Annotated in this window: 21 protein-coding genes; 14 read left to right on the plus strand and 7 right to left on the minus strand. The window is 42.5% G+C overall.

Going from position 1 to position 26,780, the window contains the following annotated elements; all coding sequences use genetic code 11:
- Positions 1–34: 34 nt before the first annotated feature.
- Complete coding sequence (locus MA_RS12040) at positions 35–1,408, minus strand: rhodanese-like domain-containing protein (RefSeq protein WP_011022297.1); 1,374 nt, start codon at positions 1,406–1,408, stop codon at positions 35–37.
- 247 nt (positions 1,409–1,655) lie between these two features.
- Here MA_RS12040 and MA_RS12045 point away from each other — a divergent pair, with 247 nt between their 5' ends.
- Together MA_RS12045 and MA_RS28615 are read left to right on the plus strand one after the other, a co-directional pair.
- On the plus strand, positions 1,656–2,219 hold the full coding sequence (locus MA_RS12045) for a hypothetical protein (protein WP_011022298.1): 564 nt from the start codon (positions 1,656–1,658) through the stop codon (positions 2,217–2,219).
- A gap of 167 nt (positions 2,220–2,386) precedes the next feature.
- On the plus strand, positions 2,387–2,563 hold the full coding sequence (locus MA_RS28615) for a hypothetical protein (RefSeq protein ID WP_226990839.1): 177 nt from the start codon (positions 2,387–2,389) through the stop codon (positions 2,561–2,563).
- A gap of 453 nt (positions 2,564–3,016) precedes the next feature.
- Here MA_RS28615 and MA_RS12050 read toward each other — a convergent pair whose 3' ends face one another.
- A complete protein-coding gene (locus MA_RS12050) occupies positions 3,017–3,445 on the minus strand; it encodes an IS1/IS1595 family N-terminal zinc-binding domain-containing protein (RefSeq protein WP_048065366.1) in 429 nt (142 codons plus the stop codon).
- Positions 3,446–4,265: 820 nt separating this feature from the next.
- Here MA_RS12050 and MA_RS12055 point away from each other — a divergent pair.
- The 7 genes from MA_RS12055 to MA_RS12085 all read left to right on the plus strand — a co-directional run bounded on the left by MA_RS12055 (position 4,266) and on the right by MA_RS12085 (position 13,926).
- Entirely contained in the window at positions 4,266–5,204 is a 939-nt protein-coding gene (locus tag MA_RS12055; RefSeq protein ID WP_048065367.1) for a hypothetical protein, read from the plus strand.
- An 855-nt stretch (positions 5,205–6,059) separates the two neighbouring features.
- Complete coding sequence (locus tag MA_RS12060) at positions 6,060–6,482, plus strand: secondary thiamine-phosphate synthase enzyme YjbQ (protein WP_011022301.1); 423 nt, start codon at positions 6,060–6,062, stop codon at positions 6,480–6,482.
- Positions 6,483–6,813: 331 nt separating this feature from the next.
- Complete coding sequence (locus MA_RS12065; RefSeq protein WP_011022302.1) at positions 6,814–8,973, plus strand: DUF1254 domain-containing protein; 2,160 nt, start codon at positions 6,814–6,816, stop codon at positions 8,971–8,973.
- 631 nt (positions 8,974–9,604) lie between these two features.
- Positions 9,605–9,955 carry a hypothetical protein gene (locus tag MA_RS12070; protein ID WP_157860204.1) on the plus strand — a complete coding sequence of 117 codons (351 nt, stop codon included), beginning with the start codon at positions 9,605–9,607 and terminating at the stop codon, positions 9,953–9,955.
- Between the two features lie 577 nt (positions 9,956–10,532).
- On the plus strand, positions 10,533–11,786 hold the full coding sequence (locus MA_RS12075; protein WP_157860205.1) for a hypothetical protein: 1,254 nt from the start codon (positions 10,533–10,535) through the stop codon (positions 11,784–11,786).
- 202 nt (positions 11,787–11,988) lie between these two features.
- Complete coding sequence (locus MA_RS24595) at positions 11,989–12,933, plus strand: hypothetical protein (protein ID WP_011022304.1); 945 nt, start codon at positions 11,989–11,991, stop codon at positions 12,931–12,933.
- 276 nt (positions 12,934–13,209) lie between these two features.
- Complete coding sequence (locus tag MA_RS12085; RefSeq protein WP_011022305.1) at positions 13,210–13,926, plus strand: hypothetical protein; 717 nt, start codon at positions 13,210–13,212, stop codon at positions 13,924–13,926.
- Here the strand turns inward: MA_RS12085 and MA_RS26990 are convergent.
- Entirely contained in the window at positions 13,914–14,180 is a 267-nt protein-coding gene (locus MA_RS26990) for a hypothetical protein (RefSeq protein ID WP_011022306.1), read from the minus strand. The genes MA_RS12085 and MA_RS26990 overlap by 13 nt on opposite strands.
- Positions 14,181–14,691: 511 nt before the next feature.
- Here MA_RS26990 and MA_RS12090 point away from each other — a divergent pair.
- Positions 14,692–15,087 carry a DUF2795 domain-containing protein gene (locus MA_RS12090; RefSeq protein WP_011022307.1) on the plus strand — a complete coding sequence of 132 codons (396 nt, stop codon included), beginning with the start codon at positions 14,692–14,694 and terminating at the stop codon, positions 15,085–15,087.
- 292 nt (positions 15,088–15,379) lie between these two features.
- On the opposite strand, the gene MA_RS12095 is transcribed toward MA_RS12090, so the two are convergent.
- Both MA_RS12095 and MA_RS12100 read right to left on the minus strand, forming a co-directional pair.
- The gene (locus MA_RS12095; protein ID WP_011022308.1) at positions 15,380–15,877 is read right to left on the minus strand and encodes a trypsin-like peptidase domain-containing protein; all 498 of its coding nucleotides are present in this window, start codon (positions 15,875–15,877) and stop codon (positions 15,380–15,382) included.
- Positions 15,878–16,102: 225 nt separating this feature from the next.
- Positions 16,103–16,915, minus strand: coding sequence for a class I SAM-dependent methyltransferase (locus tag MA_RS12100; protein WP_011022309.1), 813 nt, complete (start codon positions 16,913–16,915; stop codon positions 16,103–16,105).
- Positions 16,916–18,570: 1,655 nt separating this feature from the next.
- On the opposite strand from MA_RS12100, the gene MA_RS12110 reads away from it, so the two are divergent.
- From MA_RS12110 to MA_RS26995, 3 genes are all read left to right on the plus strand, one after another.
- Positions 18,571–20,871 (plus strand): PGF-pre-PGF domain-containing protein, encoded by a 2,301-nt coding sequence (locus tag MA_RS12110; protein ID WP_226990840.1) that lies wholly within the window; start codon positions 18,571–18,573, stop codon positions 20,869–20,871.
- Positions 20,872–21,115: 244 nt separating this feature from the next.
- On the plus strand, positions 21,116–23,455 hold the full coding sequence (locus tag MA_RS12115; protein WP_083755920.1) for a PGF-pre-PGF domain-containing protein: 2,340 nt from the start codon (positions 21,116–21,118) through the stop codon (positions 23,453–23,455).
- A gap of 777 nt (positions 23,456–24,232) precedes the next feature.
- Positions 24,233–24,583 (plus strand): GNAT family N-acetyltransferase, encoded by a 351-nt coding sequence (locus tag MA_RS26995; RefSeq protein WP_226990865.1) that lies wholly within the window; start codon positions 24,233–24,235, stop codon positions 24,581–24,583.
- 57 nt (positions 24,584–24,640) lie between these two features.
- On the opposite strand, the gene MA_RS12125 is transcribed toward MA_RS26995, so the two are convergent.
- Positions 24,641–25,369, minus strand: coding sequence for a DUF4386 domain-containing protein (locus tag MA_RS12125; protein ID WP_011022315.1), 729 nt, complete (start codon positions 25,367–25,369; stop codon positions 24,641–24,643).
- 251 nt (positions 25,370–25,620) lie between these two features.
- Here MA_RS12125 and MA_RS12130 point away from each other — a divergent pair, with 251 nt between their 5' ends.
- Entirely contained in the window at positions 25,621–26,211 is a 591-nt protein-coding gene (locus tag MA_RS12130) for a hypothetical protein (protein WP_048065371.1), read from the plus strand.
- 55 nt (positions 26,212–26,266) lie between these two features.
- Here the strand turns inward: MA_RS12130 and MA_RS12135 are convergent, their stop codons facing one another.
- Positions 26,267–26,773, minus strand: coding sequence for a nucleoside deaminase (locus MA_RS12135; protein ID WP_226990575.1), 507 nt, complete (start codon positions 26,771–26,773; stop codon positions 26,267–26,269).
- Positions 26,774–26,780 lie beyond the last annotated feature (7 nt).

Consider the following 26,780-nt stretch of genomic DNA (forward strand, 5'->3'; position numbering starts at 1 on the left):
CAAAAACGAAAATAGGAATGAAAAGAGCATTTCCTTATTTTACGACTTCATACCCTGCGTTCTTCCACGCAACCATGCTTCCAAGGACATTGTATATTTTCCTGTAACCGTGCTTTTTCAAAACCGAAGCCGCTATATTGGAACGCCGGGCACTGCCGCAATAGACAACTATCGGACAATCTTTTGGAATTTCGTCCAGGTTCTCTTCCACATGTCCTACATATATGTGTCTGGCTCCTTCTATGTGTCCTTCTTCCCACTCCTCGTTGCTCCTTACATCCAGAATTACAATTTCCTCGTCTTTTTCAAGTTTGGATTTCAGGTCATGGACGGACAGGAGATTAAAACCGTCAATTTGCAGGGCTTCCATATACCAGGCTGCAATTCCGCCGTTCAGAAAACCTCTCATATTGTCGTAACCCAGTCGGACCAGGTACCTGACAGCAGTTTCCAGCTGCTCTTTTTCCTCCAATACAAGAAGTATGGGTTTATCATAGGGGAGCATCCAGCCGGCAAAAGAGGGCAGGCCTTCCAGCCAGATGCTGTAAGAACCCTTAATAAGCGCCCCGCCAAACGAGTGGGGCATTCGGGTATCTACAACCACTGCTCCTTTCTCCATCTCGGCTTTAAACTCATCCGGAGAAAGCAGCTTCGGAATTGGCAGGCTCTGCAAGAGAGGAGGGCCCTGCAGATTATACTGCTCCATTTTCTTAAAGTATGGCGGAAATTCAAGCTTTTCTTCAAGCTTGAACTTTACAAACTCTTCTTTTTCAGTCTTCTTTAAAACAGGGTTCTGGACTTTTTCCAGCCCCAGTGTACTATATTCCCTATTGGAGATCGCGCCTCCGCAAAGTGAACCCGCTCCATGTGCAGGGCAGAGTATTACTCCGTCTCCAAGTGGGAGTATTTTGTTAAAAATGCTATCGTAAAGGTTTGCTGCCAGCCTGGGAACTTCTTCCGGGCCATAAAGATCGGTCCTTCCCACATCTCCAACAAACAGAGCATCGCCTGTAAAAACCATTATCGGTTCTTTGCCGGCATCAGGATCTGTGAGAACATAGGACATGCTTTCGTCGGTATGTCCAGGAGTATGCAAAGCGGTCAGTTTCAATGCCCCAAAAATGAATTCTTGCCTATCTTTTTTTAGAATGTTTCCGTATTTGAAATCTACTCCAGAACCGTGATAAATCCCTGCATCCGTGAGTTTTTCCAGTTCAAGAGAGCCTATTATATAGTCTTCGTTCCGATGGGTCTCAAAGATGTATTTTATTTTCATTCCCTTGCTTCTGGCAAGATCGAAATAAACCTGACAGTCCCTTCGAGGATCGATAACAATGGCTTCATCTCCCGAACCGATGAGGTAGGAAAGATGAGCCAGCCCCTCAGACTTAATCCGCTCAAATATCATGTTTAACCCTCTGACTAAATTACAGAGTTTGATTTCCCCTTTACAGAGTTTAATTTCTCCTATTCAATGTATAACTGCATGTTTCATATGGCTTTCTCAGAAAAGGGACTGATAGACAAAGAACTTTCAAAAATCGAGGTAATTCACGGAACGAAGAGAAAGTTCTTTGAATATCCGGTCAATATGATTTAAAAAGGGGGGTTATTAACTCAAAAATATCGGATTTTCTAAATGGATACTGAACGGCTTGCTTTCCTTTGCTCTCCGGACAGGCAGGATTCTCGCAAAAATGCTTGACATCTGCTTTCTTCCGAAGCTTATGGACCTCTTCTGGCAGACAATAAAACCCGGCACAAGAAAGTTAACTACACTTGAGGAGCAGGAAGCCCGAATCGTATTTGGAGACAGCATCAATTACCGGCAGGTGCGCATCGATGAACATTCTCTAATTGCCTGGACCGGGGCAAAGATAAAAAATAGTTCGGGTATGGGGGTTGCCACTTTTCATACAATCAATTTCAATAAAAAGATTAAAACTGCTGCAGTCAATTCGGACATGAAGTGGCTTATTCATGAATTAGCCCACGTTTCACAGATGGAACATATCGGTTCTAAATATCTGATCGAAGCATTTTATGCCCAGGCAACAGAAGGATATGGATACACTCCAGGGGAAAAGCCTCATTTCTGTGACTATAACCGCGAACAACAGGCTTCGATTGCTGCAGACTATTATAGCGCACGTATTTCGGGCAATTCAACAACCCTCTATGAGATGTATATTGGAGAACTTCAGGCAGGAGAGTTTTAAACGCAGGAGGGCAATCTTGCAGACAAGCTGACGGTGGCGTTTATGTTTCCCTGTGAATTGAAAACCGTCTCCCGGATGAGAAAAAGCATTCTCTCGGTTCTGGGGTTATTTACTTCAATATTTGCCTCTTTAATTGTATTGTCGCTGTGTAAAGGCTTTTTATCTGATTGGCAGGCTGTTCCAGGCCTTTTGCAGCTGCAGGCGGCAGCGGAAATGGCACCCTAACCTGCCTGACCGGCATGGAAAGACTGTTTTTCCACTTTAGCCGAACCGAGCCGTTAGCCCTTGCAGAAGACTCTCTGTATCCGGTTTTCAGGTATTTTTTGATTTTTCAAAGTGCGTAAGTTCTATAATTGATGTGTGCCCGCATATAAAATACTTGCTACTTTGACAAATCTTTGTGGCTTAATCGGAAAAATTTTAAAATTAAAGTATGTAAAAGGATTTTTGGCTGGATTAAACTATGAGATTTTTTCATTAAGACTGGTGAAGAGATCCAAAAAAAGTGAGTATCAGATTTCCAATAGATTTCCAATAGATTTCCAATAGATTTCCAACAGATTTTAGCCCTGTAAGGATGCTAAAGTTGTGTTATTGTATAAGATACTTGTTTTTACACTATTGACCTTGAACCTCGATCCTTGAATTATTGATCCCCGGATTTGTACTTATTCTTTACATCATTTTAATGGGGTCTTCTGAGAATATCTGCCCGGGATAAATTGCTTCACATAAGTATTCACATATAATATTCAGGTATATCAGTGAAGAGAGCGTCGATTCACTTTGAGGTACTGTTACCCGCTTCGAAGTGACTTTCGGGAAGCATTTTTTTTCTTTTCTAAAAGCACCCATAACTTTTCACATTCAACATCTGTAAGCCCTATCTGATTGACCAGATACTCTTCTGTTTTTTCATTTTTTACCGTATCTTTTAGCAGATTACTTACGGTATCCCTGTGGTGCCCGGTTATCCTCTCAATACTTCGTATCCCATTTTTTTCAAGGAAAAGCCGATATATCAGCGCGATTTTATCACTTGGCAGATGTTTGCGGTAAACAGCTGTACCAATCGTATCCATGAAAAATTTTTCGCAATGCTTGCAATAGTATCTCTGGTGGCCGGTCCTATATTTGCCACGTTTTATTATGGCTTTTCCTTCCTCCTTGAGATAATATTTACATTCTGGGTTTGGACAGACAACTTCATCTGTTTTTCTGGTCATCAATTTTCCTCCCTGAGTCCCGATTTAATCAACTGATCCATTGTATATTTCCACAAATTTATAAATCTGGACACAAGATTCAGTGTGATTTTGTGGACTGATTTAATTTAATTAATAAGTTATCGATCTATTGATATATCTATTTTACTTATTGCGACGTCTACCTGAAATAGATTTCTGAAAACTCAAACCCTCTCACAACTGAAAAAAAAGTAAAAATTTGTAAAAAATATTTTTAATGAAATCCCTTGCGTTCGGTTTCGCGGATCTCCTTTAAATAGTTTGAATTTCTGGTACATCACCTGGAAGCTAAAGTGGTATCAAAATGAATAAAATCTTCTTTCCTCCCATAAAGGAGTACCTTCAATGGGTTCAGAATTCCTGTTCCATTTGATCCTGAAATCCAAAGCAGACCTTAGAGTTATTCAAAGGTGTCAATTGAATGCGAATTCAAGTTAATGCAGTAGTTACACCGGCAAAACGATCCGCATATATCTTCATAAAAAAAGTTTAAAAAAACATAAGCTTAAAAACGAGAGATATCGCGGCAGATTTAATTTCAATATACATGGAGTTTAATGTAAGCCAGGGAAAGGATCTTTAGCATAGGGCACGGCAGAGTTTAGCATGAAAATGTTTCCGGGATTTTTCATTTGTTTGTGCCTGTTATTCGAAGAATCTCATATTTACTTATTGTACAATTTATGGTAGAATATGTAGAATATTAATATGCAATTAAATTTATTAATATTCAGTGTTGCTTTCAGTATACGAGTTAAAGAAAAGGACTGGACTCAGTTTTCAGTAAGGGAGATACATGATGTTTACTGTTGAAACAAGCGGACTCAAAGGGATAACGAGCTTTACCACTTATGATAATGGTGAACTGCATGAGTGCAAGCTTAATGAGTATAATTTGATCCGCACAAAATACGGTGACCTTGTCCCGCAGTACGGCGACCCCGGGATAAGGCGAAAGCAGCTAAAAGCTATGTCTTTCTACAAAAGCGGGAAAATCAAAAACGTTTCTCTGGAGCAGCAAACTGAAATAAACACATCAATAGGCACATTCCCTGCAGAACTGGTCACTTTTTTTGAAAGCGGCTCTCTCAATAGTCTGTTCCCCTTAAACGGGCAGATAAGCGGTTTTTGGTCGGAAGAAGAGGAGGGTGTCCTGGCACAGAAATATGATTTTACCTTCCCGTTCGGGAGTTTCAGTACAAAAATAATTGGTCTGCGTTTTTATCCGGACGGAAAAGTCAGAAGCCTGATCCTGTGGCCTACCGAAAGAATCACAATAGACACCCCGGCAGGAAAAATTCCCATCCGAACAGGGTTCAAGATGTATGAAGACGGCAGAATAGAATCCGTAGAACCGGCAAAACCGATTCCCGTAGAAACTCCTATCGGTCTGATCAATGCGTATGATGCAACTGCACTGGGTATCGATGCTGATACAAATTCCCTGGGTTTTGACCGAAACGGCAGGTTAACCGCCCTTTCTACTTTCGATATCATCTCAGTCAAAACAGGCAGCGGTGAAAAGAGAGTCACCTTCCCGAAACTGAAGCCGGGCCTGACGGATGACTATGAAAAAGTGCCGATAAAACTGCGCTTTGGAGAAGATTCCGTAACCATCGATGACGGCAAGCAAACAAACGAATACAGGATCTCTGATACTACGTTCAAAATAACAGGTGGAGACTATACGGAAACAACAAGTTGCGACGATTGTTCGCAATGTAAGATTTGTTTTTAACTTTATTTTGCTGCGTTTTTGAATTGGTGTAGTTCTGAAAAAACTATTCAATTCATTTCCATTTTTTCTTTAGCATCTGATTTTAATTCGTTTTTGGACGAATTCAAAAAGAAAAGCGGAGCAGACAGACTCTCTAGCTGGATAGAATCATGAAAAATAGGTATTTCTAGGACATGAAATTAAAGAAATATCATGCCTGAGAGTTGCGATCTTAGCAGCAACACCGAGCTTAAATCAAGTTTTGAGATAAGCTCACAATTATATTTTTTTCCTTTCGAGTAGTCTGCTCATACATGGTCCGATGCCGGCTTTGAAATTTTTGATCCAAAGGGATGTTTTGATACAATACAATTTTTTGTAGAATTAATTTTAAGTAACTATAATACTACTATAATTTGAACTGGAAGAGATAGAGAAATAATCTCAGTTCAACTGCTTAAGTCTTATCATAACCGAAAATGGGGGTATGAAATGGAACACGAACTAGAAGAAGTTGAGAGAGATTTCATAGAATTTAGGAAAGAAATGGGTGAGTACTAACGATTGAGCAATCGTTAATGATGCGAATAAGAACTGCCTGGAAGATATTAGTTCCTGTGTTCGGGGGACATGGGAAGGAAACACAATTCTTTTGGGCTTTTCTCCAATCTTTTTTAATGTGTTCTTATACATAAACTTCGATCGAATTGAAAAGGTAAGAAAATTTAGATGATGTTGATTTCCAGATTATCTCATGGCTTTTTTGAGAGTTGTCGGTCCATAGGCTGATCTATGGGCTGGTTTATGAGTTAGTCTACAGGTACTACTTTTCAGGGATTGCAAGGATATATTAATCTGGCCTGCTAATATCGTTTTATGCCTGTAGAAACAAGAGTAATTACAGTTACTGGAAAAGAAGACTGCGGAATTGTTGATATCACTGAAATGGTATCAGAGGAAGTCAAAAATTCAAAAATAAGAAACGGGACAGTTACGGTCTTCTGCATTGGGTCAACCGGAGCAATAAGCACAATGGAATTCGAGTCAAACCTTTCAAAAGACATTTCAGAAATGCTGGAAGAACTGATCCCTCTGAATAAGGACTATCATCACCACAAGACCTGGGGCGATTACAACGGCGGCTCTCATTTAAGATCATTCCTCGTCGGCCCGAGCCTTACTGTTCCTTTTATTGAAAAAGAATTGACACTTGGAACCTGGCAGCAGATTGTATACATAAATTTTGACAGGATTGAAAAGGTAAGAAAAATCGTGCTGCAGATTATCGGGGACTTTTAAAAAGGCTTTGTTTTAAAAGAGCTTTATTTCTTGCTTGCTTCTTCATCTTCACTTTTTATCTTCACCTTTTATTTTCACCTTTTATTTTCACCTTTTATTTTCACCTTTTACTTTTATCTTTTCTCTCTTTTTTGACTTGTTAAAGTTCTGGCAGAAAAATATTTGGTTTGAATGCCAAACTTAGGGAAATTGGAGGTAAACAAGTAGTTTTATAACTTCTCCTGCAAAATTTCGATCAAGTATGTTAAATTTTCGATTCGCTTTAAATAATGCCATCTACATATTTGTGGTGAGGGATTATTATTACTAGGGAAATATATGGGGTATGTGAATGGTAGAATATCCAGAAACTCAAGTCTTAAAAGCTGACACAAAGGCTGATATGTCTCTATCTGAGAAGCTGCAACTGGTAGCGAGCATCTTCGCCAGCAAAGAGGTCACCGACGCCGTTATGGAGAAGATCAAGGAACTTCATCCCCAGAAGATGAATGCCAGTAACGTCCTGATCCTAACCGGAGACGATAAGGACAAAGCCAATATCAACATCATTGGAATCTTTTCGACTTCAGGAAGGGATATAGCCGCGCTGGCTGAGCGTATTGCAGCAGGCCTGACTACAATCGCTGAAAAGTCGGTGAAGCCGCTAATCGAGAAGCGACAACTGGTGGCAGGAATCTTCGCCAGCAAGGCAGCTTCAGACGCTGCTATGGAGAAGATTAAGAGTCTTGGTCCCCAGCTTCAGAAGGTAAACGCCAGCAATATCCTGGTTCTCGCTAAGGATGATAAGGGCAAAGTCGACATCAACATCATTGATATCGGTTCGACTTCTAGAATGAATATAGCCGCGCTGGCTGAACGTATCGCAGAAGACATAATCACCGTTGCTAGTAAGCCGGTAGGCAGTCCGACTGAGCTGAATGTACAGGTGACTCATCTGGGTCATGCTCTAAATCCCGGCTCAGTGGCTATTGGTCTGTTCGTAGACCCGCAATATGCCGACAAGATCAAAGACGGCATCGAAAAGGCAGGCGCCCAGGTCCTCACGGCCGAGGATCTGAAACGCATCGGGGCAGGTCTGGGTGTGGTTGAGGGTACGAACGACTTGGCAGTCAAGGCAGCCGCTGCGCCACAGACAGAGCTACAGGCTGCTCCTGTAATCTTCGACTGGCAGGAGGAATACGCATACTCGCTGGGCCTGCAGGCGTTCATATACGGTTTCCCGTATGTCTACAATGCTCTCACGCGCTATAAGTGGACAAACCTTCCGCAGGATCCAAAGCGTGTTCCTTATGCGCCCGTTAACCATTTCTGGCATGCCACTGAACTCATAGATGCCACATACCGCGACGGCGGCTGCCCGAACAACGACACACTGTACTCAATTGCCTGGGTAGATCTCAGCAAAGAGCCAGTTATTCTCTCCGTGCCTGAGATCCCGGCGGATCGCTACTGGACATTTGAACTAAGCACCTTTACCTCAGACAACTTTGCCTATGTAGGCAAGAGGGTTGGCTCAAAGGCAGGCAATTATGCTCTTATTGGTCCTGATTGGCTTGGTGATCTCCCCGGGGATGTAACCGCCGTAACGCCGTCTTCCCCGACACCGTGGATATTAATCCTTGGCCGCACTCTGGCGGATGGTGTCGATGACCTGCCATCTGTGCATGCTCTTCAGGCGCAGTACAGGCTGACACCCCTGAGTCTCTGGGGCAAACCCGAGGTAAAACTTCCCGAAAATCGTGACGTCTACAAGCCTGCCGTTGCTCTTGCAGGGTCCAAGGACCCATTAGGGCCATGGAAGACGCTTAACGCCATGCTGGCTGAGAACCCGCCTGCAGCCCACCATGAAGTACTTCTCAAGCAGTTCGCAACAATCGGCATCGGGCCTGGCCTGGATATAGAGCAGCAGCCAGAGGTGGTGAAGAGGGCGCTACAGCGCGTGCTGGGAGTTGGCATACCGCTGCTCAGACAGCAGTTCATGAGTGGAGTCTGGGCAAAGTTTGTCAACGGCTGGCGTTACCCTCCATCCAATGAAGGCCGCTTTGGGGATGAGTTCCTGCTCCGCGCTGCAGATCAATCTCTGGCTGGAATTGTTGCCAACGACCCTATAGAGGCAGTCTACCTGGTCAACCTCACGGACAATTCAGGTGAGCCGCTGACGAGCGCTCACAGGTACGAGCTAACATTTCCCGGGAATTTTGAGCCGCCTGTGGATGCTTTCTGGTCGGTAACAATCTATGGCACCGATAATAATTTAATCCCTAATCAGATTAATCGCTACTCTATTGGCAACCGTAGCCCCGGAGTCAAGAAGAATGAGGATGGGGGGACGACTTTCTATCTCCAGAGCGAATCGCCTGATCCAGATAAGGAGTCAAACTGGCTGCCGACTGGCAATGGAGCGTGGTTCACCATTCTGCGTATGTACATCCCACACCCCGAGGTGGTAAATGCGGAATGGAAATGTCCTTCGATTGTAAAAGTAGACTGAAACGAACAAAAACCAATGTGATCAGCATTTGATTTGCTTCCGCTCCCTGAAGCGGAGGCCTTCCACCTGCTGGTATATCAAGCTTATGCTTGTAGCTGAATTATGTAACCTTCTTACTGCAATACGTTTTGGACGTATTGGGTTCATATGAATAAGTATTGCAATATTTATATAATATCTTTCCCCATCTATTTCTGATTAGTTTTATTCTAGCATAAAAAATAAAGCTAGAAATTGGGGGGTAAAATAAATGAGATTAACTGTAAATGAGATTAACTGTAAAAGAAGAGGGTGAGTCGGGCTGCGATCTCATTATGAAGGATGGTGAGTCAGCCGAGCTTATGCACTTCGATAATCTACGTAACTTGCATTATTGTGAAATATTTCTTATGTGTGGCGATGCAGGGTCGGGCGTTTACAACACGACCGGCCTGAACAATGAGAAGAATCCTAAAGACACATGTCCTGATTCTATTATGGTTAACTTCTCAACCGAGGCGGTGAAGAAACAGTATGACGTTCCGGGTGTGTCCTTAAACCCTCCCCGTTACTTTTTGTTGGACTCAGTGGATATACCCACAGGAACGAAAGTGCGCGACTTTAGCGGCTTGAAGGCACGGTGGATGCTAACTTGCAACCGGGCGCCATATCGGGAAGGCAGCCTTACATCCCGGCGACGATTGAGCGCAAATCAACATGGTTCTTTGAGAAAAACAAGCCCGTCTTCATTCTGGATGACACCGAAGGTACGTCCTGGGTCATGAAGTCTTACACTGACTTCGTGGACAAGAGCCTGAAGTATGAGAGCCTCGAGACGCTAGACAAGAAGCTCAAGCTGCCATTGGGGTGGAGTTACAGGGTCAGGGTTCTGGAACAGGATCTTATACTTCGACCTTTTAAAGGAATTGCGCGAATTGTTCAGGACGAATTACAAAACACTTATGATGCTCTCGATGAAGGGACTTGCAACTACCAGCCTTAATCGGGATTTTCCCCTCTGTGCAAGTGAGATTTAGGTCTTAGAGTTCTGCATCTACTAACTCATAAGGCTTTAAATATTATTTTTTTGAACTTATTTTTTATTGAATATGTTTTATAATATATATACTATATTATTTTTAGTATAATTTTTCAAAAAAACGATTCAATCACATAAGTCCTACAGTAGAGAAAAAACGAGAAAACTCTATCTCCATATATAAATGAATAGTGGTGAATATATGAACAACGAGGTTCTCGTATTATTATTTTGTCTCTGTATAGTGGGTATACCGATTGTCGGTTGTACTACCACACCCAATGCAACTGATAATAAGATGCTCTATTCGAATCAGATAGAAGATAGCGGACCACTACCGGGGAATTATACAGTTGCATTCCAGGAAGCACAGTGCGCAGCTAAAGAAAATAATTCTCCGTGGTATCCAACACTCCTTAGCTATGAACACCATGACACTAATCGTTCAAAGTGTTATGGTTGTGCGCAATTCACCGGATCGCTTACAGGTCCTAATACCGTGTATGCATATCAATCTCCCGATATCTATTATTCTGGGTCCATGATCGCGACCCGTGGAATGAATGAGATGTATGTATACGGAGGAGCGTCTGGTGCTAATCCAATGCCATCGGGTGCATACGTCTCCCGTGTCGAACCAGGATCACTCAAAGAGCTCTGGCGTACAACGCTCATCAACATAAATACTACCGGCGAATGGAGCGGAGCCGGTTCGATAGAATCATTTGATGGGGACCTCCTTGTCATAACAAATACAAAACTGTATAAAATCGATGGCACTACGGGAGCAGTCAAGGAATTTCTGTCCATACCAACCGGAGCAAGCGCCCCGAGGGATAGTTACTTTAACGGGTTGAGCGGCTGGCGTGATGGCACTCTGGTCATGAAGAATTTGGCTCGGCCACCTGGTTGCGATATACAAGGTTTTTTTGCCCTCGTAGATTGCCCAAACCTGAATGAGACACCTCCTTCGGTTGCGGTAGTAGTCGATCCCAAGACAATGACAGTTCTTGACACGGTGCAGCTTGAACAGATGATTGGAGGCCGCATTACCACTTCTCACTACAACGGCAAGGACTATGCCTACCTGGCAGGTCAGACCAAACTGTACCGTTACGAGTGGAATGGCAAGAATCTTACTCTGGACACAAGCTGGGGACCTGTTGAATATCCTCTGCCAGGTCAGACAGCCGCATCAGCTGCTGGTATCATGGGTGACTGGGTTATTCTTATGACCAATGGAGGAGGCCCCACAAATGTCTCACTGAGCGTTGTAGCCATCAATCAGGCCAACGCGAGCATAGTGAAAAGGATAGACCCTATGCCATTGCAGCCTGGACAGACAAGCTACATCCCCTCGATGCCTTCATTTGATATGGCCAATAGTCGGATATATGCAATGGATCCAGGTGCAGGAAAAGTTGTTGGTATCGATCTCGATCAGAAAACTGGTAACATGTCGCTTGCCTGGAGTGCCGACCAAAAGACATTAAGCTGGATGATACTCATAGGTCCACCTGACAAGCGTGTCCTTGTAGGGACGAACATTGCATCGGATGAAACGAATCCGGTTAAATGGGATATCGGACCGGTGGGAGCTAACTATGAAGAACAGGTTCAGTGGCGAGATGCTGCAACAGGCAAGTTACTGGCAGCCTCCGATTTCTATGGCCCTATGGTACCGGGCATGGAGGTATGGCCAGGGTATGGCGGACTTATATATGAATTGCGAACCGATGGTCGTCTCATGGCATTCCAGGTCTTACCGAATAACACAACTTCGGGGTCAACATGAAATGATGTCGAATTCACTATATTCTTTGTATCAAAAACGAAACATCTGAAGAAATGTGATACAAAAAATTCCACTGCAAAATAGCTACCTTTATAGATAAAAGGTAGCTATTTTCTTGATTTTGGCTTAAAATTTAGTTTAATAAATCGGATATTTAACCTGGTATATTAAATACACGATAGAAATTGGGGGTTGAAATGAAATGAGATCAATTGGGAAGCTGGTTAGAGGAAACACTACTCCAAAGATCTGGAGATTACTCTTCGTCGTTGGCTTGATAATCGCGGTTTCGCTATTTGCGGGCTGCGCCTCTACCCCAGAAGAGGGTGAGACGAATGCCACCACTTCTCAGGCAGTAGGTGAGCCGAGCTCTAGTTCCGTACAGAGTAAATCGGCCTCTCTTTTCCAGAAAAGCTGTCCGGACTGCAAATGTCCTGATGTCCTGGATGATAAAAATAACACTGAGCAAGTTCATTTCGATGATTTGCGTGATTATCGCTATGCTGAAATACTTTTGAGTTGCCCCGATGCCGGGACTGGCATCTTCAACACAATCGGCCTGAATATCAGGGAGAATCCCAGGGACTCGCTCCCCGCAGACCTCTTTGCAAACTTCTCAGAGACAGATGTGGAGGAACATTACGATTCATCTATGGTGTGGATGAACGGACCCAGTAACTGGACGATGGACGCAATGGATGTATTAATAGCAATCAGGGTGCGTAATTTAGACGGCTTGGACACACGGTGGGGAGCCGACATTGTAGTTCCGGAAGGCGCCAACCTTAGTGAGGCTGAAAACGTTTACATGGCGATGCCTGTTCAGTGCAATAGAACATGGCATTTTGATAAAGGCAAACCCGTCTTCATTCTGGAAGACTCCAACAACAACACAACCTATGTCATGCAGTCCTACTGTCAGATCATAGACAAGAACCTGACGTATGAGGATCTCCAGACACTTGACACGAGGCTCGAGTTGCCTCCAGGGTGGAGCTATAGAGTTGAGGTTCTGCCTGAGGATCTTGAAATGAATGGTATTGGTACTAACGGTACTGATTGGCAGGTCACTCAAGACAGCCTGCAAAACACATATAGCGCGTGTTTGGAAAGAAATGGTGAGAAGACTTGTAATTACCATCCATAACCGGGGTTTAGTCCTGCTGCCAGTGAGACGATCGACTGCATAATAGCGGTGTGCTTTTGACGCGGGGGGTGGCAATAGTACCTGAATTGCTGTCCCGATCAAACTGGTTGCCAGCTGGCAGTGGAGAGATGGTTTCTCAGTTCTCGCATGTATATCCCACACCCCAAAGTGATCAATGCGGAAAGGGAATTGCCGCCGATTCTAAAGGTAGGCTGAAATGGGCAAAACCGACATGATTAATGAAAAAATAAAGCTAGAAATTAGGGGGTAAAATAGATGAGATTGACTGTAAAAGAAGAGAATAAGTCCGGCTGTGACCTTGTTATAAAAGACGGTGAGGAGGCTGAGATCATGCACTTTGACAATCTGCGTGGTCTGCGCTATTGTGAGGTATTTCTGATGTGCGGCGACGCCGGGTCGGGCTTCTACAACACAATGGGCCTGAACAACGAGGAGGATCCCAGAGACACCTGTCCTGATTCAATTATGGCTAACTTCTCAACCGAGGCGGTGAAGGAGCAGTATAACGTTCCGGGAGTAGCCTTAAATCCTCCCCGCTACTTTGTGCTTGATTCGGGGGACATACCTGTAGCACCTACAATGCGCGACTTCGACGGCTTGAAGGCACGGTGGATGGGTACCGTGCAGGCAGGCGCTGCTTTTGGCAAGGAGCCTTACATGCCGACGAAGGTTGATCGCAAATCGGAGATATTCTTTGATAAAGGCAAACCCGTCTTTATTCTGGATGACCCCGACGGTACGCCCTGGGTCATGAAGTCCTACACTGATTTCGTGGACAAGAACCTGACATATGAGGACCTCAATACACTCGACAAGAAGCTCAAGCTGCCGTCGGGGTGGAGTTATCGAGTCAAGGTTCTGGATGAGGATCTTATACTTCGACCCTTTAAAGGCACTGCAAGAATCACTCAAGACGACCTGCAAAACGTGTATGATGCTCTCGATGTGGGGACTGCCAACTACAAGCCATAACCGGTTTTTTCCCTGATGCTATTGAGGCGGTAGACTGTGTAATAGCGGTGTGCTTTTGACGCGGAGGCGGCAATCGTACCTGGAATTGCTGTCCCGTAAAAATGACTACCTACGTCAGACTTATGCTTCGGGTCTGAAAGGTCTGAATTATGTAGCCTTCCAGCTATTACATGTTGAAGGTATTGGATTGCAGAACAGGTGTGAAGTATTCCAGCATCAGCTCTCATGGTGAAACTGACAATGGTGCGCTGCATTCTGCGGGTTATTCGTTAAAAACAAACCTGTTTAAAAACTTCTCCATAACTTTTTCTCGGTACAGGATAATTAAGGAGGAAATTCAATCCACTCATGGCTGCAAGAGCTCTGGAAATATATTGATTATGGGATAGTGAATTCACATCAGGGCACGATACAGCCAGGGTATCCCATAAATTGCCTGATAAATCATACGATCTCAAAACTCTGTTTTTCTCAGAATGTGGAAATAATATGACCAATATTTAGCTTCTAATAAATGTTTGAGTTGAATTCTTTTTTATAATAATAATCATATAATGCCCTATGGTGGGTGACAACTTAATTGGGAAAGGCAACTGATATCTGAATCCGGGAGATGAACTCCTCAGTAGAAGTTTAAACCGGAGAGGAGTTTATATACTGGAGATCATAGGAGTTCTTAAGGTTCTTCTGGACAGAAATAAGGCAACACTTGATGTTAGAAAGAATTCTACAGCAAATAGAACCAAAACATGGGGGATAAAATAAATGCAAGCAAGTTCTGCTGCTGAAGTTCAGAGTTCGATGCAGGAAGCTGTACAGGCTTTCCGGGAGATAAGATATCCTGTAACAAAGAATCAACTTATCGAGAAAGCTAAAAGTATGAATGCCCGCAGCGAAGTGATCCAGGCTATTGAGGGTATTCCAGATAGGGAATACAACAACGCTGCTGATGTCCTCAAGCAATTCGAAGGCATTCAAAGGGCTATAGAGGCGCTCAGGGAGCTGAAATATCCTTCAACGAAGAGTCAACTTATCGAACATGCTAAAAAGCACGATGCCCGTAGCGAAGTTATTAGAGCTCTTGAGAAGTTTCCAGATAGGGAATACAATAATACTGCAGATGTTCTTATGGAATTCAGAGGTAAATTCCAGAGCCAATAACTGCATTTCAGAGTAACCAGCCAGAAACGCAAAGCAAGAAAAAGAAGTGACATCAGCTTAAAAACCAAGGTTTTGAGGGCCAAAATTTCCCTCAAAAAAGTTGGCATCCACTGGTTATGTACTATATGATTAAGGAGAGGAGAGAAAAGGGAGGCTTAAATCAAGCCTTCTTTTTTGATTTTCCGACATATCGCTTTTACAGATCAGACTTGTTTTAAAAGAACTTGTTTCTTAAATCTCTGTTTCATCTTTATCCTTCATCTTTCATCCTTCAACTTTCATTCTTCAATTTTCATCCTCCACTTCGTTGTCCTTCCAGGCTGCTTATAATACTGGAAGAAATTGCAATTCCCATGCAGGTATCCAGCGTTATCGAGGAAATGATCCCTATTACCTTTCCCGCCTGCAGAATAGGAGAACCGCTGTCTCCAGGTTCGGGCATGTTATAGCACTGGAAGCCCAGAAAAAGAAGTGAGGTACCGGCACTAACCACCCTGCATTTAATAGCATGGATATCATTAACAAGTACAGCCTGCTCCAGTTCAGCTGCACTGCCAAGCTCGGTGATTTCAAACGTGCAGACGGGAGGAAGCTCTATCAGAGCTAAATCAAAGGCTTTCAAAATGCTCGTCACAGTGAGTTTTCTTCCGTCAACTGTTAAATGGTCTCCTTCCCCACGCCGAAATACATGAGAAACCGTAACCATGTAAGGCAGGCCCTTGAGCAAGATGACAGCCCCGATAGTACAGCGTTCTCCCTTATAATAAAAAGAACCACCAGATTTTATCATAAGCTAAATCTCCTTGTTAGTTAGCCCAAACCTGGTTTATGGGTTTCTGGTATTTAGTGCTATTTCCAGTGTTTAAGTTAAATTTTGTTTTGATTTATATTTATTACAATGCATTTATATATTAATTCGCTTGTTTCCTGAAAGAGGGAGCAAAAAATGGATTTTACTATACCTGAAATCCTTGAAAATGTCCCTGTTCATTGATTTTACACTCATCTACATCCTTTAGTTCGGTTTTGTTGCAATTGCAAAAAGCGTAATATTTCCAAAACCAGTGCCTTCCGGAGTATGGGCTTTTCTGAATTCTTCAGTAATCTCCTTTCTGATCTTTTTTCTGATCTCTTCTGGAATGTCTTTCAATACTCCCTCGGGGCTGTCTTTCTCTTCCAGGTGCTGCAAAAACTCTCCTGGAGAATTATACTTCCGCTGGACGGCCCTTGGCTCGATTGAGATTCCGGTAAAACCGGTGCCTGAAAGCAAATCGTGGAGTTCCGGTGCAGTTACTTTTTTCATGCCCCTGTGCCATTCGTGACGTTTTTCAATGTTATATTTTGCAAGAACGGGGTCTACAAGTGCTCTCATCTTGTTAGGGCTGTTCCTATCAAGAGTCGTCATGCCAACCCTGCCCTCTGGCAGAAGTACCCGGTATATTTCATTAAGGGCGGTTTTCTTGTCATCAACCCAGTGGAATGAGGAGCAGAAATAAGCATGGTTTATCGAGTTATCCGGCACGGCTCTGAGGTTCTCGGCTTGCCCTACCAGAAAACGGACATTTCCGGGGGAACCTTCCACAAATTTCTTTCGTGCAAGCTCAATGCGGTATGAGGAAGGATCGATACCCGTGAGCTGGCCAGCCGGCCCGATAATTTCAGCGACGTTCAGAGCCTGTCTCCCGGTCCCGCAGCCGACATCAAGCACGAAATCCCCTTTTTTTATTCCCATCATTTCTACCAGTACCTGTCCTTTCTGAAACTGATGGTCGCAGTTTCGGTCATACTTTTCGGCACCTTTGGGGGAGTCCCAGTCAATTTCACTCATTTTCGTTCACCTTATTGAATCTTAACAGACATTTCGATGGAGATAAATCATGATCAGTATAACCTGAGGTTCCTCTGATTCTTAAATATGAAGGGGTTAATCCCCCGTTTTACAGGAAAAACAAAGAACCTGATTTTTCGAGCTGAAGTATGAAATTAATATTTTTGATTCTTACTAAATGAAGCAAAATTTATAAATATTTCTTATTTTTTTGGAAAAACCAGGTTTTTCTAAGAAAAGCCTGTATTGCAAGCGATAGAATGTTAAGGCAGGTTTACCTTTTAATTGCCGGGAAGAAACGTAACCGGAAAAGTACCTGGAAGCGTATACGATGTGGATGTGAGATGACTACTTGTGGAAAGATAATGTTATTTTGAGTCTTCACTCAAGCGAACTAAAAAGATATTTTGCCCCTTACAACTTCTTTATTCACTTTATTCTGTCGTTCCTGAGAGCAGAAGTTGTCTTTTACCCACCGGTAAATTCCCCGTACATTCAGGAGGCTGCTTTGGGGGAATATTCAGTTCGGGGGCCGGGAACTTATTTTAAACCTGTGAAGGGTGTCCGGAAAAGCTCTGGGGCAGTTATTGAAGCAATCAACTGTCCACCGATCATCAGCCAGCGCCAGGGAGAAAGTATTACATAGAGCACCGGGCCCGGGTTTTTGTAGAACAGATATATAAGCGGTGATATTGTTACAAATGCGATCAGACTGTATATCGGTAGATACAATGTTTCCGCCCTTGAACCCAAAGTTCACATGAAGAAACGTTTGAAAGTGGGCTTACCGTAAGTCCGTGAATAGCCTCAGATGCCACCAGTTAAAAAACAAGGATAATTGGGGATGAAACTAATACCAATACTCTTCTTGTTTTATTTAAAAAAATTTAGGTTTATCTTTGAGTTTTGAGAGGGCTGTCAAATTTTCTGGTATTACTTAATTTCCCAAAAATTCCCAAAATAGTGTCCAACGGTCTTTCCTCACAGGCCCTGATAAATATTCGAAATTTACGCGATATAAAACAAACAACACAGGAAAACAAAAATTAGGCTCTCTAAAAAACTTTTGAGATAAACCGTTCCTTGATTTAAACCAACCGTCACACTATGTTCTATATATTTCTACTTATTTTTTAGTCTATTTGTTTATTTGGGTAACTTTTCTAGAAATCTCATAATTCTTATAATTATGGTCAGGTATGAAGGCAACCTGAACAAGGCTTACTTAAGCATAAATATTTTAATGTAGTATACGTTACTATATGATAATATTTCTATTGTTGGAGGCGAGACTCTTTATCATAATCCGGGGATGTACATATAATTAGGCTTTCTATTCTGGATATTGAATAGGTTTGAATATTTAATGTCCAATTACGAGATTCATGCCAGTTACACACTCTAATCATGACACTAAATTTGCAGCAAAAGAAAAAGGAAAATTTTTGTTTGACTTCCAAAAAGAAAAATTTTCCTCATTGAAACAGTAAGAGGGGGTTTTTAACCAGTTTGCAAATAAATGGTTAAGCTTGTCTCAATAGAGGGGTCTGATCGCGATGAAACTTATTAGGTTTAAACCATATGTAAAATACGGACTATTTCTCATATTTGCAATTAGTCTAGCCAGTCCTGCATGTGCAGATACTGATCAATTTTTGTATAACAACTGGTCAGAAGACAGCGGAAATACCACAGTTAACAATTCAGAACACGGCAATAACGGCGCAAATAACGACAGTACAACCTTTAGTCCCAACAACTTAAAGAGCTTCAGTAGACCAGGAGGCATTGCCTTATCATGGGACGATACAGGAAATACTCAGACCTGTTATCAATATTTGCCAATATTTCAGAAGTATAACGCCAAGTGCACTATGAACATAAATAAAGTAAGTAACAGCAAGATCCCACGTGAGACTCTGTTATATGAAATGAATGCACTGCATGAAGCTGGGTGGGAAATAGCTGCACATGGATACAATCACACAAATTCAGTTACGTTTCTAAGTACTTACACTCCTGCAGAGTGGCTCGATCAGGAAATCTTCCCGAACATTGTAGAACTCACCCGATGTGGTTATCCGGTTTCGACTTTCGCATATCCCTATTCGGATAGAAATCCAACTACCGATGCAATAGTAGCTCCATATTTCCGGACACTTAGAACTGGAGTCCCCGATGTTATAAATGATAATGTTAATCAAACACCTCTGGCTTACTACGATTGGGACGATGATCAACTTTTGTATGGTGTTGAAATAGATGATCACACCGATACAAGCTTACAGTCTATACAATATGGAATTGACCGCGCAATAGAAGATGGAACCGTACTGGTATTATACGGGCACACAATTACTGAAAGTGTTACCGGACGATACCAAACTTCAACCGCAAGACTGGATGCAATTCTAAACTATACAAGTAGTAATGGCGGAGTTTTTTATCGCATGGGAGAGCTGGGAAATACCTCCTGGGTGCAGCTCCCCAGATTTTCGAATGTGACTGCAAATTTCACGGTTTCTACAAATATTATATTCGCCGGGAAGAACGTGACCTTTACGGATTACAGTATCAACCAGACAACCGAACTATTTGATTTTGGGGACGGTTCGCCTGCAAGTAATACTGCAAATGTCGTACATACGTATACAACCCCGGGAACCTATACGGTCAATTTGACGGTAACAAACGACGTTTCCAGCGATTCGATGCTCCAGACGATTACGGTTGTTGAGCCGGCAACTCCGGTTGCTAATTTCACCAGCAACTGCACAACCGGACACCAGCCTTTGAGCGTAGCGTTCAAGGATACGTCAACCGGAGTTAGAACATCCTGGGCATGGGACTTTGGGGACGGAAATACCTCAACAAGGCAGAATCCGGTCCATGAATATTCCAAGGTCGGAAATTACTCTGTTAGATTGACTGTGGAAAACGATGAAGGATCTAATTCCACTCAAAAAATAAATTACATAACAGTACTGCCACAACCTCCCTCGGCTAATTTCTACTCAAATGTAACATCCGGAAATGTCCCGTTAACGGTCCAGTTTTGTGACAGCAGTACAGGAACTCCGGCTTCCTGGAACTGGGACTTCGGAGACGGATATACTTCAACCGAGCAGAACCCGGTTCATACTTACTGCACGGCAGGAACTTTTAACATTTGCCTTGCAGTGAGCAACGCAGGCGGAACATCTTCAAAAGCGGCCTCAATAACCGTGATGGAGGAAAGCAGTTCCGAAGGGAGCAATAGTGGAGGAAGCAGTCACAGTAGCAGTAGCAGAAGCAGTGGCGGAGGTGGGGGCTCTCCCGAACCTGCAAAAAATGTTGAGGTCAAGGAACTTTCCCAGGTCTTCATTACAAATGATAACCCTGCAAAGTTTAATTTCCCAAAGAACGCCACTGCTATTGTTTATTTGAGTTTTGATTCAAAGAAGACGGTCGGCAAGACAACGACCATTGTTGAGATGCTGAAAAACAAATCGACGCTTACCCCGGAAACACCTGAAGGCGAGGTCTACAATTATCTCAATATCTGGGTTGGGAACAGCGGGTACGCAACTGAAAAGAATATAGAAAACCCAGTCGTCTGTTTCAGGGTTGAAAAAGGCTGGATACAGGACAAAGGGATTGATCAGGCTTCAGTTGTTCTGAACAGGTACGGTGAAAAGAAATGGAACGAACTTCCGGGCACTCTGCTCAGGGAAGACGACGAGTATCTGTATTTCACAGCCGAAACCCCGGGATTCTCACCCTTTGCAATCACGGGCAAGCTTACAGCCCAGGAAGATGTGATTGAAATCCTGCCCGAACCCGAAGCTCAGGTTCCTGAACAAAACGAAAGTATGGAATCCGACATTGAAGAGAAACCAGAGAAGACTATGCCTGGGTTTGAAAGTATTTATTGTATTATCGGGCTTTTGGGAGTTTTCCTGTGGAGAAGGGGATAAACGGAAAAGGGAATAAATGCAGTAGATGACAGGAATAATTGATCCCTGTTATCTAATTTTTCCCTCTTATAGAAGTCTATGTTTGTGGTCCAATTCCCATTTAAATCTGAGATTTTTCAGGATTTTCGCAGTTGAACCAAAGAACAAGTAAAAAGCGAATCCATGGAATGTGAATCCGTAGAATATGAATCCGTAGAATATGAACAAGCTGCAGAGAATTTACAGGTGACAGATATTGAATCAAATGTTCAAAAAATTTTTACTTGCTGGCATCCTCCTTACAGGCTTACTTCTTACAAGCTTCCTTCTTACAGGCTTTTTTATACTTGCAGGCGTTCCTGCAGCTTTATACACGAGTTCAGCACCAATAGTCTACGTTGCGGGAGATGGAAGTGGAGATTTCAACTGTGACGGAACGGATGACCATGTCCAGATCAATCAGGCTCTTAACTTCGTGGCAGAAAATCCTGGATATACAACTGTCTATCTCAAAGGGCCGTTTACTTACTTTGTTGACGACACCCTCCTTATAGGCAGCAGTACGAGCTTTGAAGGAGATTCGGATGCAAAAATCAAGCTTGTCAGTAATGCTAAATGGTCAAACTCCAAGCCGATGATTAAAGAAAATAATTCTGGAAGCCACAACATTACAATTTGCGGTTTTATTATTGACGGAAATAGGGAAGGAAATACAAATGTGATCAGTGGAAAAGGCTATTACAATCTGATCCACCTGAATGATTGTCAGAACATAAGTGTGTATAATATGTATCTGACAAATAACCATGGAGATGGCTTAAAGGCTGAAAACTGTTCGAACGTAAAATTCTACAATAATGAAGCATACTTACTGGGCCACGATGTTCTATATGCCATTATCTGTTCGGATGTGGAAGCCTATAACAACACAATAACCTGCAGAACAAACAGCGGTCTGCGATTATACAATACAAACAAAGCCAGTTTCCATGACAATAATATCAGGTCCGAAGGTTCCGGTGGGGCAGGAATCGAGGTCCAGAAAGAAGGACCTGATCACACAATGGATGATATTGAGGTCTGTAATAACGTAATCTACAACACTGCTCTTTCGGGAATTCTGGTATTCGGGTCCGGAAATTATTCCACGGCCTCAGCAAATGTGCACATTCACCATAACCAGATCTACAATACCGGAATTAGCTTAAGCAGCGAAGTAACAGGTGGAGTCTTAGCCGAGGGGTTTAACGGGCTTATTGAAAATAATGTGATTGATGGGGCATACGGAGCCGGTATTGTGCAGGACAGGGCATACTATTCGGCTCCGGACGGTTCAGGGTATGTGATTACAGTAAGAAACAACATTATAACAAATACTTATATGTCTCCGGCAGGAGAAGGGTATGGAATATGTAACCTTCTTACGGACACCCACTCTTTTGTCCTGCAAAATAACTCCTTCTATAACAACGCGGGCGGCGATTACACAGGTGTTGAAGCCTCACCTTCGAATATAAATTCAGATCCTCAATACGCAGACAGGGATAAACACGACTACCACTTGAAGTCAAAAGCAGGTCGTTGGAATGGGAGCAGCTGGGTGAACGACAATATTAGTTCTCCATGTATCGATGCCGGATACTCTTTATCGAATTATTTTGATGAACCCGAACCCAATGGAGACAGGATCAACATAGGTCTGTATGGAAATACGCGATATGCCTCCAAATCAGAATTTGACATGTCAAACAATAGTAGTGACAATAGCAGTGATGGCATCGATGCCGGGGAAAGCAATGACGAATACAATGGAGGAAGTAGTGAAGAAGGCAGTGGAGGAAGCAGTCACAGTAGCAGTGGCAGTAGCGGTAGTGGTGGTAGTGCAGGGGGCTCTCCCGAGCCTGCAAAAAACGTTGAAGTAAAGGAACTTTCCCAGGTCTTCATTACAAACGGCAAGGCTGTCAGGTTTGACTTCACAAAGAACGTAACCTGTGTCGTATACATCAGCTTTGATGCAAAAAAGACAGTAGGTAAGACATCAGCCATTGTGGAGATGCTGAAAAATGAATCTGCTCTGGTTTCAGAGCTACCTTCAGATGATATATATAAGTTCTTTAATCTCTGGATTGGAAACGGTGGATATGGAACCTCGGATACCATCAAAAATCCGGTAGTATGTTTCAAGGTTGAAAAAGCCTGGATACAGGCTGAAGAGATCGATCGGGTTTCTATCACCCTGAAAAGGTACCATGATAAAGAATGGAATCCGCTTTTAACCAAGATATCAGGGGAAGATGACACATATCTATATTTCACAGCCGAAACCCCTGGATTCTCGCCTTTTGCAATAACAGGCAAGGTTACAACAAAGGAAACTGTAACTGAAATCGAAACTGTAACTGAAATCCTGTCTGAACCTGACACACAGGTTCCTGAACAAAACAATGAAAGTACGGGATCTGAAGTTCAAGCGAAACCCGAGCAGAATGGTAACCAGACCGGAAATACAAGTTTTTCTGGAAACGAGAACGTAATTATGCCTGGATTTGAAATTATTTACTGTTTTGTCGGGCTGTTTGGAGTTTTCCTGTGGAGAAGGGGATAAATTTTTGTTGCTGATTTGAATAAACCTGGCTTATTGAGATCCCCTTGACCCATTTAACTTGTAGCCTACAGAAAACAGCTTTCTGGCATTCCTAAGTGAGTTTTAATAAAATATTTTTAAAAAAAATATTTTTAGAAGTTAGCGATTCTCCCTTAATCAAATTCTATTATTATTCTACTGGTCTAACATTTTTCATATTATTGATAAATTCTCCATTTATGGAGTCAATTCTACAATTAATCCAGGAAGTAATCGGAGATAATCGAAAGCTACTGAAGTTATGTTATCTTTTTGAAGATAATTTTAAAATACTTCTCTAAAGGTATAAAGAGGAGCAACGAGTAAAAATACTGCAACATATCTTATAAAATTTATTAAGTTCGTACCTGGCTGACAATATATTATAAAATTTATTAAGTCCGTATCTGGCTGACAGTTACTTATCATTCACCAGGAAACAAAGCAACAAAAAGTGAGGAAATGATTGTATAAGTATAAAAGCAGTTCAAACTCGATGAGATTCTGGGTATAATTTTAATTGGTGTAGAAAATCAAAGGTAGAAAATCAAGCACGACTGAACATAAGCAAAAATCAGGAAACCAGTTATCAGGATAGGAACATACGATTAAGGAGTTGGGTTTATTAACGACATAAACGAGCAGGAACTTAATGTTCGATTAATCCAGAAAAACGAAGAAAATATAGAGGCAATTTTTAAAATTGATTGTGATGCGTTCCACGAGAATTTACTCAGTAACTGGTCCCTGGTTCCTTTTATCCGATTCGGACACGTTTTCGGGCTCTTTGACCGCAATTCTTTGAAGGGTTTTTCTATATTCATAAGAGGATGGGACAATCCCGGACTTGCTTATATGGTGGAAATAGCAGTCGAAGGAGAATGTCAGGGAAAAGGATACGGATCTTATCTCTTATTACAGTCCCTGCTCTACCTGAAAAAGAACGAAATTTCTATTGTTACTTTAACTGTCGATCCGAATAATTTACGGGCTCAGCATCTTTATTGTGATAAGTTTGGATTTGAGTTTGTAGAATACCGAAAGGATGAGTATGGACAGGGGCGTGACAGATTGTTCCTGAAATTAGACATGGAGAACTGGAAGCAGTAATTTTCTTATTTATCCATAACTACAAGCAAAAAGGAAAAACCGGATTTAAACTGTGGCTTATACTTGTTCTGTCATCCTTTCCGGTAGTTTAGCACCTTTCAACAAAAGCCACAGGGTAAGCGACAATTCCCCGATAACCCCGGGTACGACAACAATCAACATGAAGATTGTTTCGTAGTCGGCATAGTCGGGTAAAAGAAAATTTGCAAAACTATCAATCAGGTAGCCTAAAGATGCAATCATCAACAGGACGCCAAGAATTCCCGGAATGCAACCCGACCTGAGAATCAAATAACCAAGGACAAACAAATGAAAGCCAAAAAATATCAATCCAATTAACCAGGTATAGTTAAACGCACTGAGAAATAACATCACCTGAGTTTGCAACTGACTTATTTCAAATACTGCCAGATAGTTAGCATCACCTAAAAGTTGCAAAACGCTGAAGAGATTATACAGGGCGATTCCAAAAATAGTTGCGTTCACCAGCCTGAACCAGGCAGCAAGCAACGAGAGACTCCTGTTTACCGGTTTAAGTAAAACATAAAGTGCCCAGGCCACTACCACATCAAAAATAACCATGATAATAAAGCCCAGAATACCCAGGCGAAATTGCCACTCATTAGCCATAATATTATTTACAGTTGCTGCAGCATCTTCCGGCACAATCAGATTCTGGAGAACAAAAAAATTAGCGATTATCCCCAGTAAAAATATAATTAGATACCCAAACCCTGCGACTATTGCAGCCTGGCGTAGTGATATATCGGCGGTATGGTTTGCCATTATATTCTCCTCATATTTATTTTTCCATACCCTTATTTATACATTACTTGGAGGTAATTTTTATTTTAAGCCTGAGGGCAAATATGAACAGCTTTACCAATACTTTAGTCCTAACATTGTTTTGTAGAATTGGGATTATAATAATAATAAGCAATTAAACCCTGTATATTCAACTAAGTATTTATATCGAAAACCCAGTCATTAGGATATTTCACTTTTCACCTTATTTTATATTTCATAGGAGTGATTTGATGAGGACGAAAATTGCGATTGCATTGATGTCTGTTATTTTCATGCTTGCGGTCGCAATTATATCCAACATGTTCTATTTGCTGCCTGGTAGCAATGAATCCGTCCTTGTGGAATTAATGAGCACTATCTCTTTTTTCGGCTCTTTAATTTTCTTATCAGATGCAAGGAAAGTACTGCCCAGATGGTATCTGGCAGTCCCGTTTTGTATTTCACTATTTTTACTGGTCATCGTAAGTTTTTGGGAAGTTAGCGGTGAAGAACTTCTCAGTGACTATAGGTACCTTGTAACACCTATCATGATAACACTTCTTGCGTTACTGTCCCCATTTTCGTTACTGGTCTTTTTATCTCTGCACAGGCATCCAGACTCGATGAAAGCATATCTTGCAGTTTCATCTGTAGCGAGTATTATCTCCGTATTTTCCCTTTTCTTTGCAGTCTGGGAAATCTCGTTAAGGCATTCACACGAAGTGTCTTTTAGTGACGGTCTCATAGCAATTTATTTACTTTACTGGCTAGTTGTGATGCCAATTACAGGATTAAGTTTTATTCACTATGCACTAAAGCAAAGGAATACCAAGATTCCATAACGCAAAATGCCAGGTCGGAGAAACCGTTTATTAAGCAAAGTCCGGTCGGGCCTTACTAACGACAGGCAGCCAGACCTTTCCAGTCTTCCATGTCGAGCTCCGGTTTTTCAGCCCGATATTTCGCATACAATGCTATCCCCACAGGGTCTTCAAGGATATCGACTTTGACACCCTTCTCGTGCAGCATCTGTTCATTACCCGAGGCGTTCGTAACATCCCCGACTACCACGCGGTCGAACTGGCGCATATATATCAACGTGGCGCAAACGTCACAGGGGCTGAGCGTGGTGAAAATAGTGGTGTTGCTGAAATCCTGCCGCCCCGCATCGCGTATGGCTGAAGTTTCCCCGTGGTTGTAAGGGTCGTTATCCTGCACGAGCGTATTATGCCCTTTGCCCACAATCCGGCGCGTGTTATTATCGATTATGACGCCTCCGATGGGGCAGCCGCCTTCATCATAGCTTTTTTGAGCAAGTAAAACGGCTATCCGCATAAAATTGCGGTCGCTCAGTTTAACGAAGAATTCATCTTCAACTATCGCAGGAAGACTCTTCGTAGGCAAATGGGCG

This window comes from Methanosarcina acetivorans C2A (genome assembly GCF_000007345.1).
GTDB classification, from domain to species: domain Archaea; phylum Halobacteriota; class Methanosarcinia; order Methanosarcinales; family Methanosarcinaceae; genus Methanosarcina; species Methanosarcina acetivorans.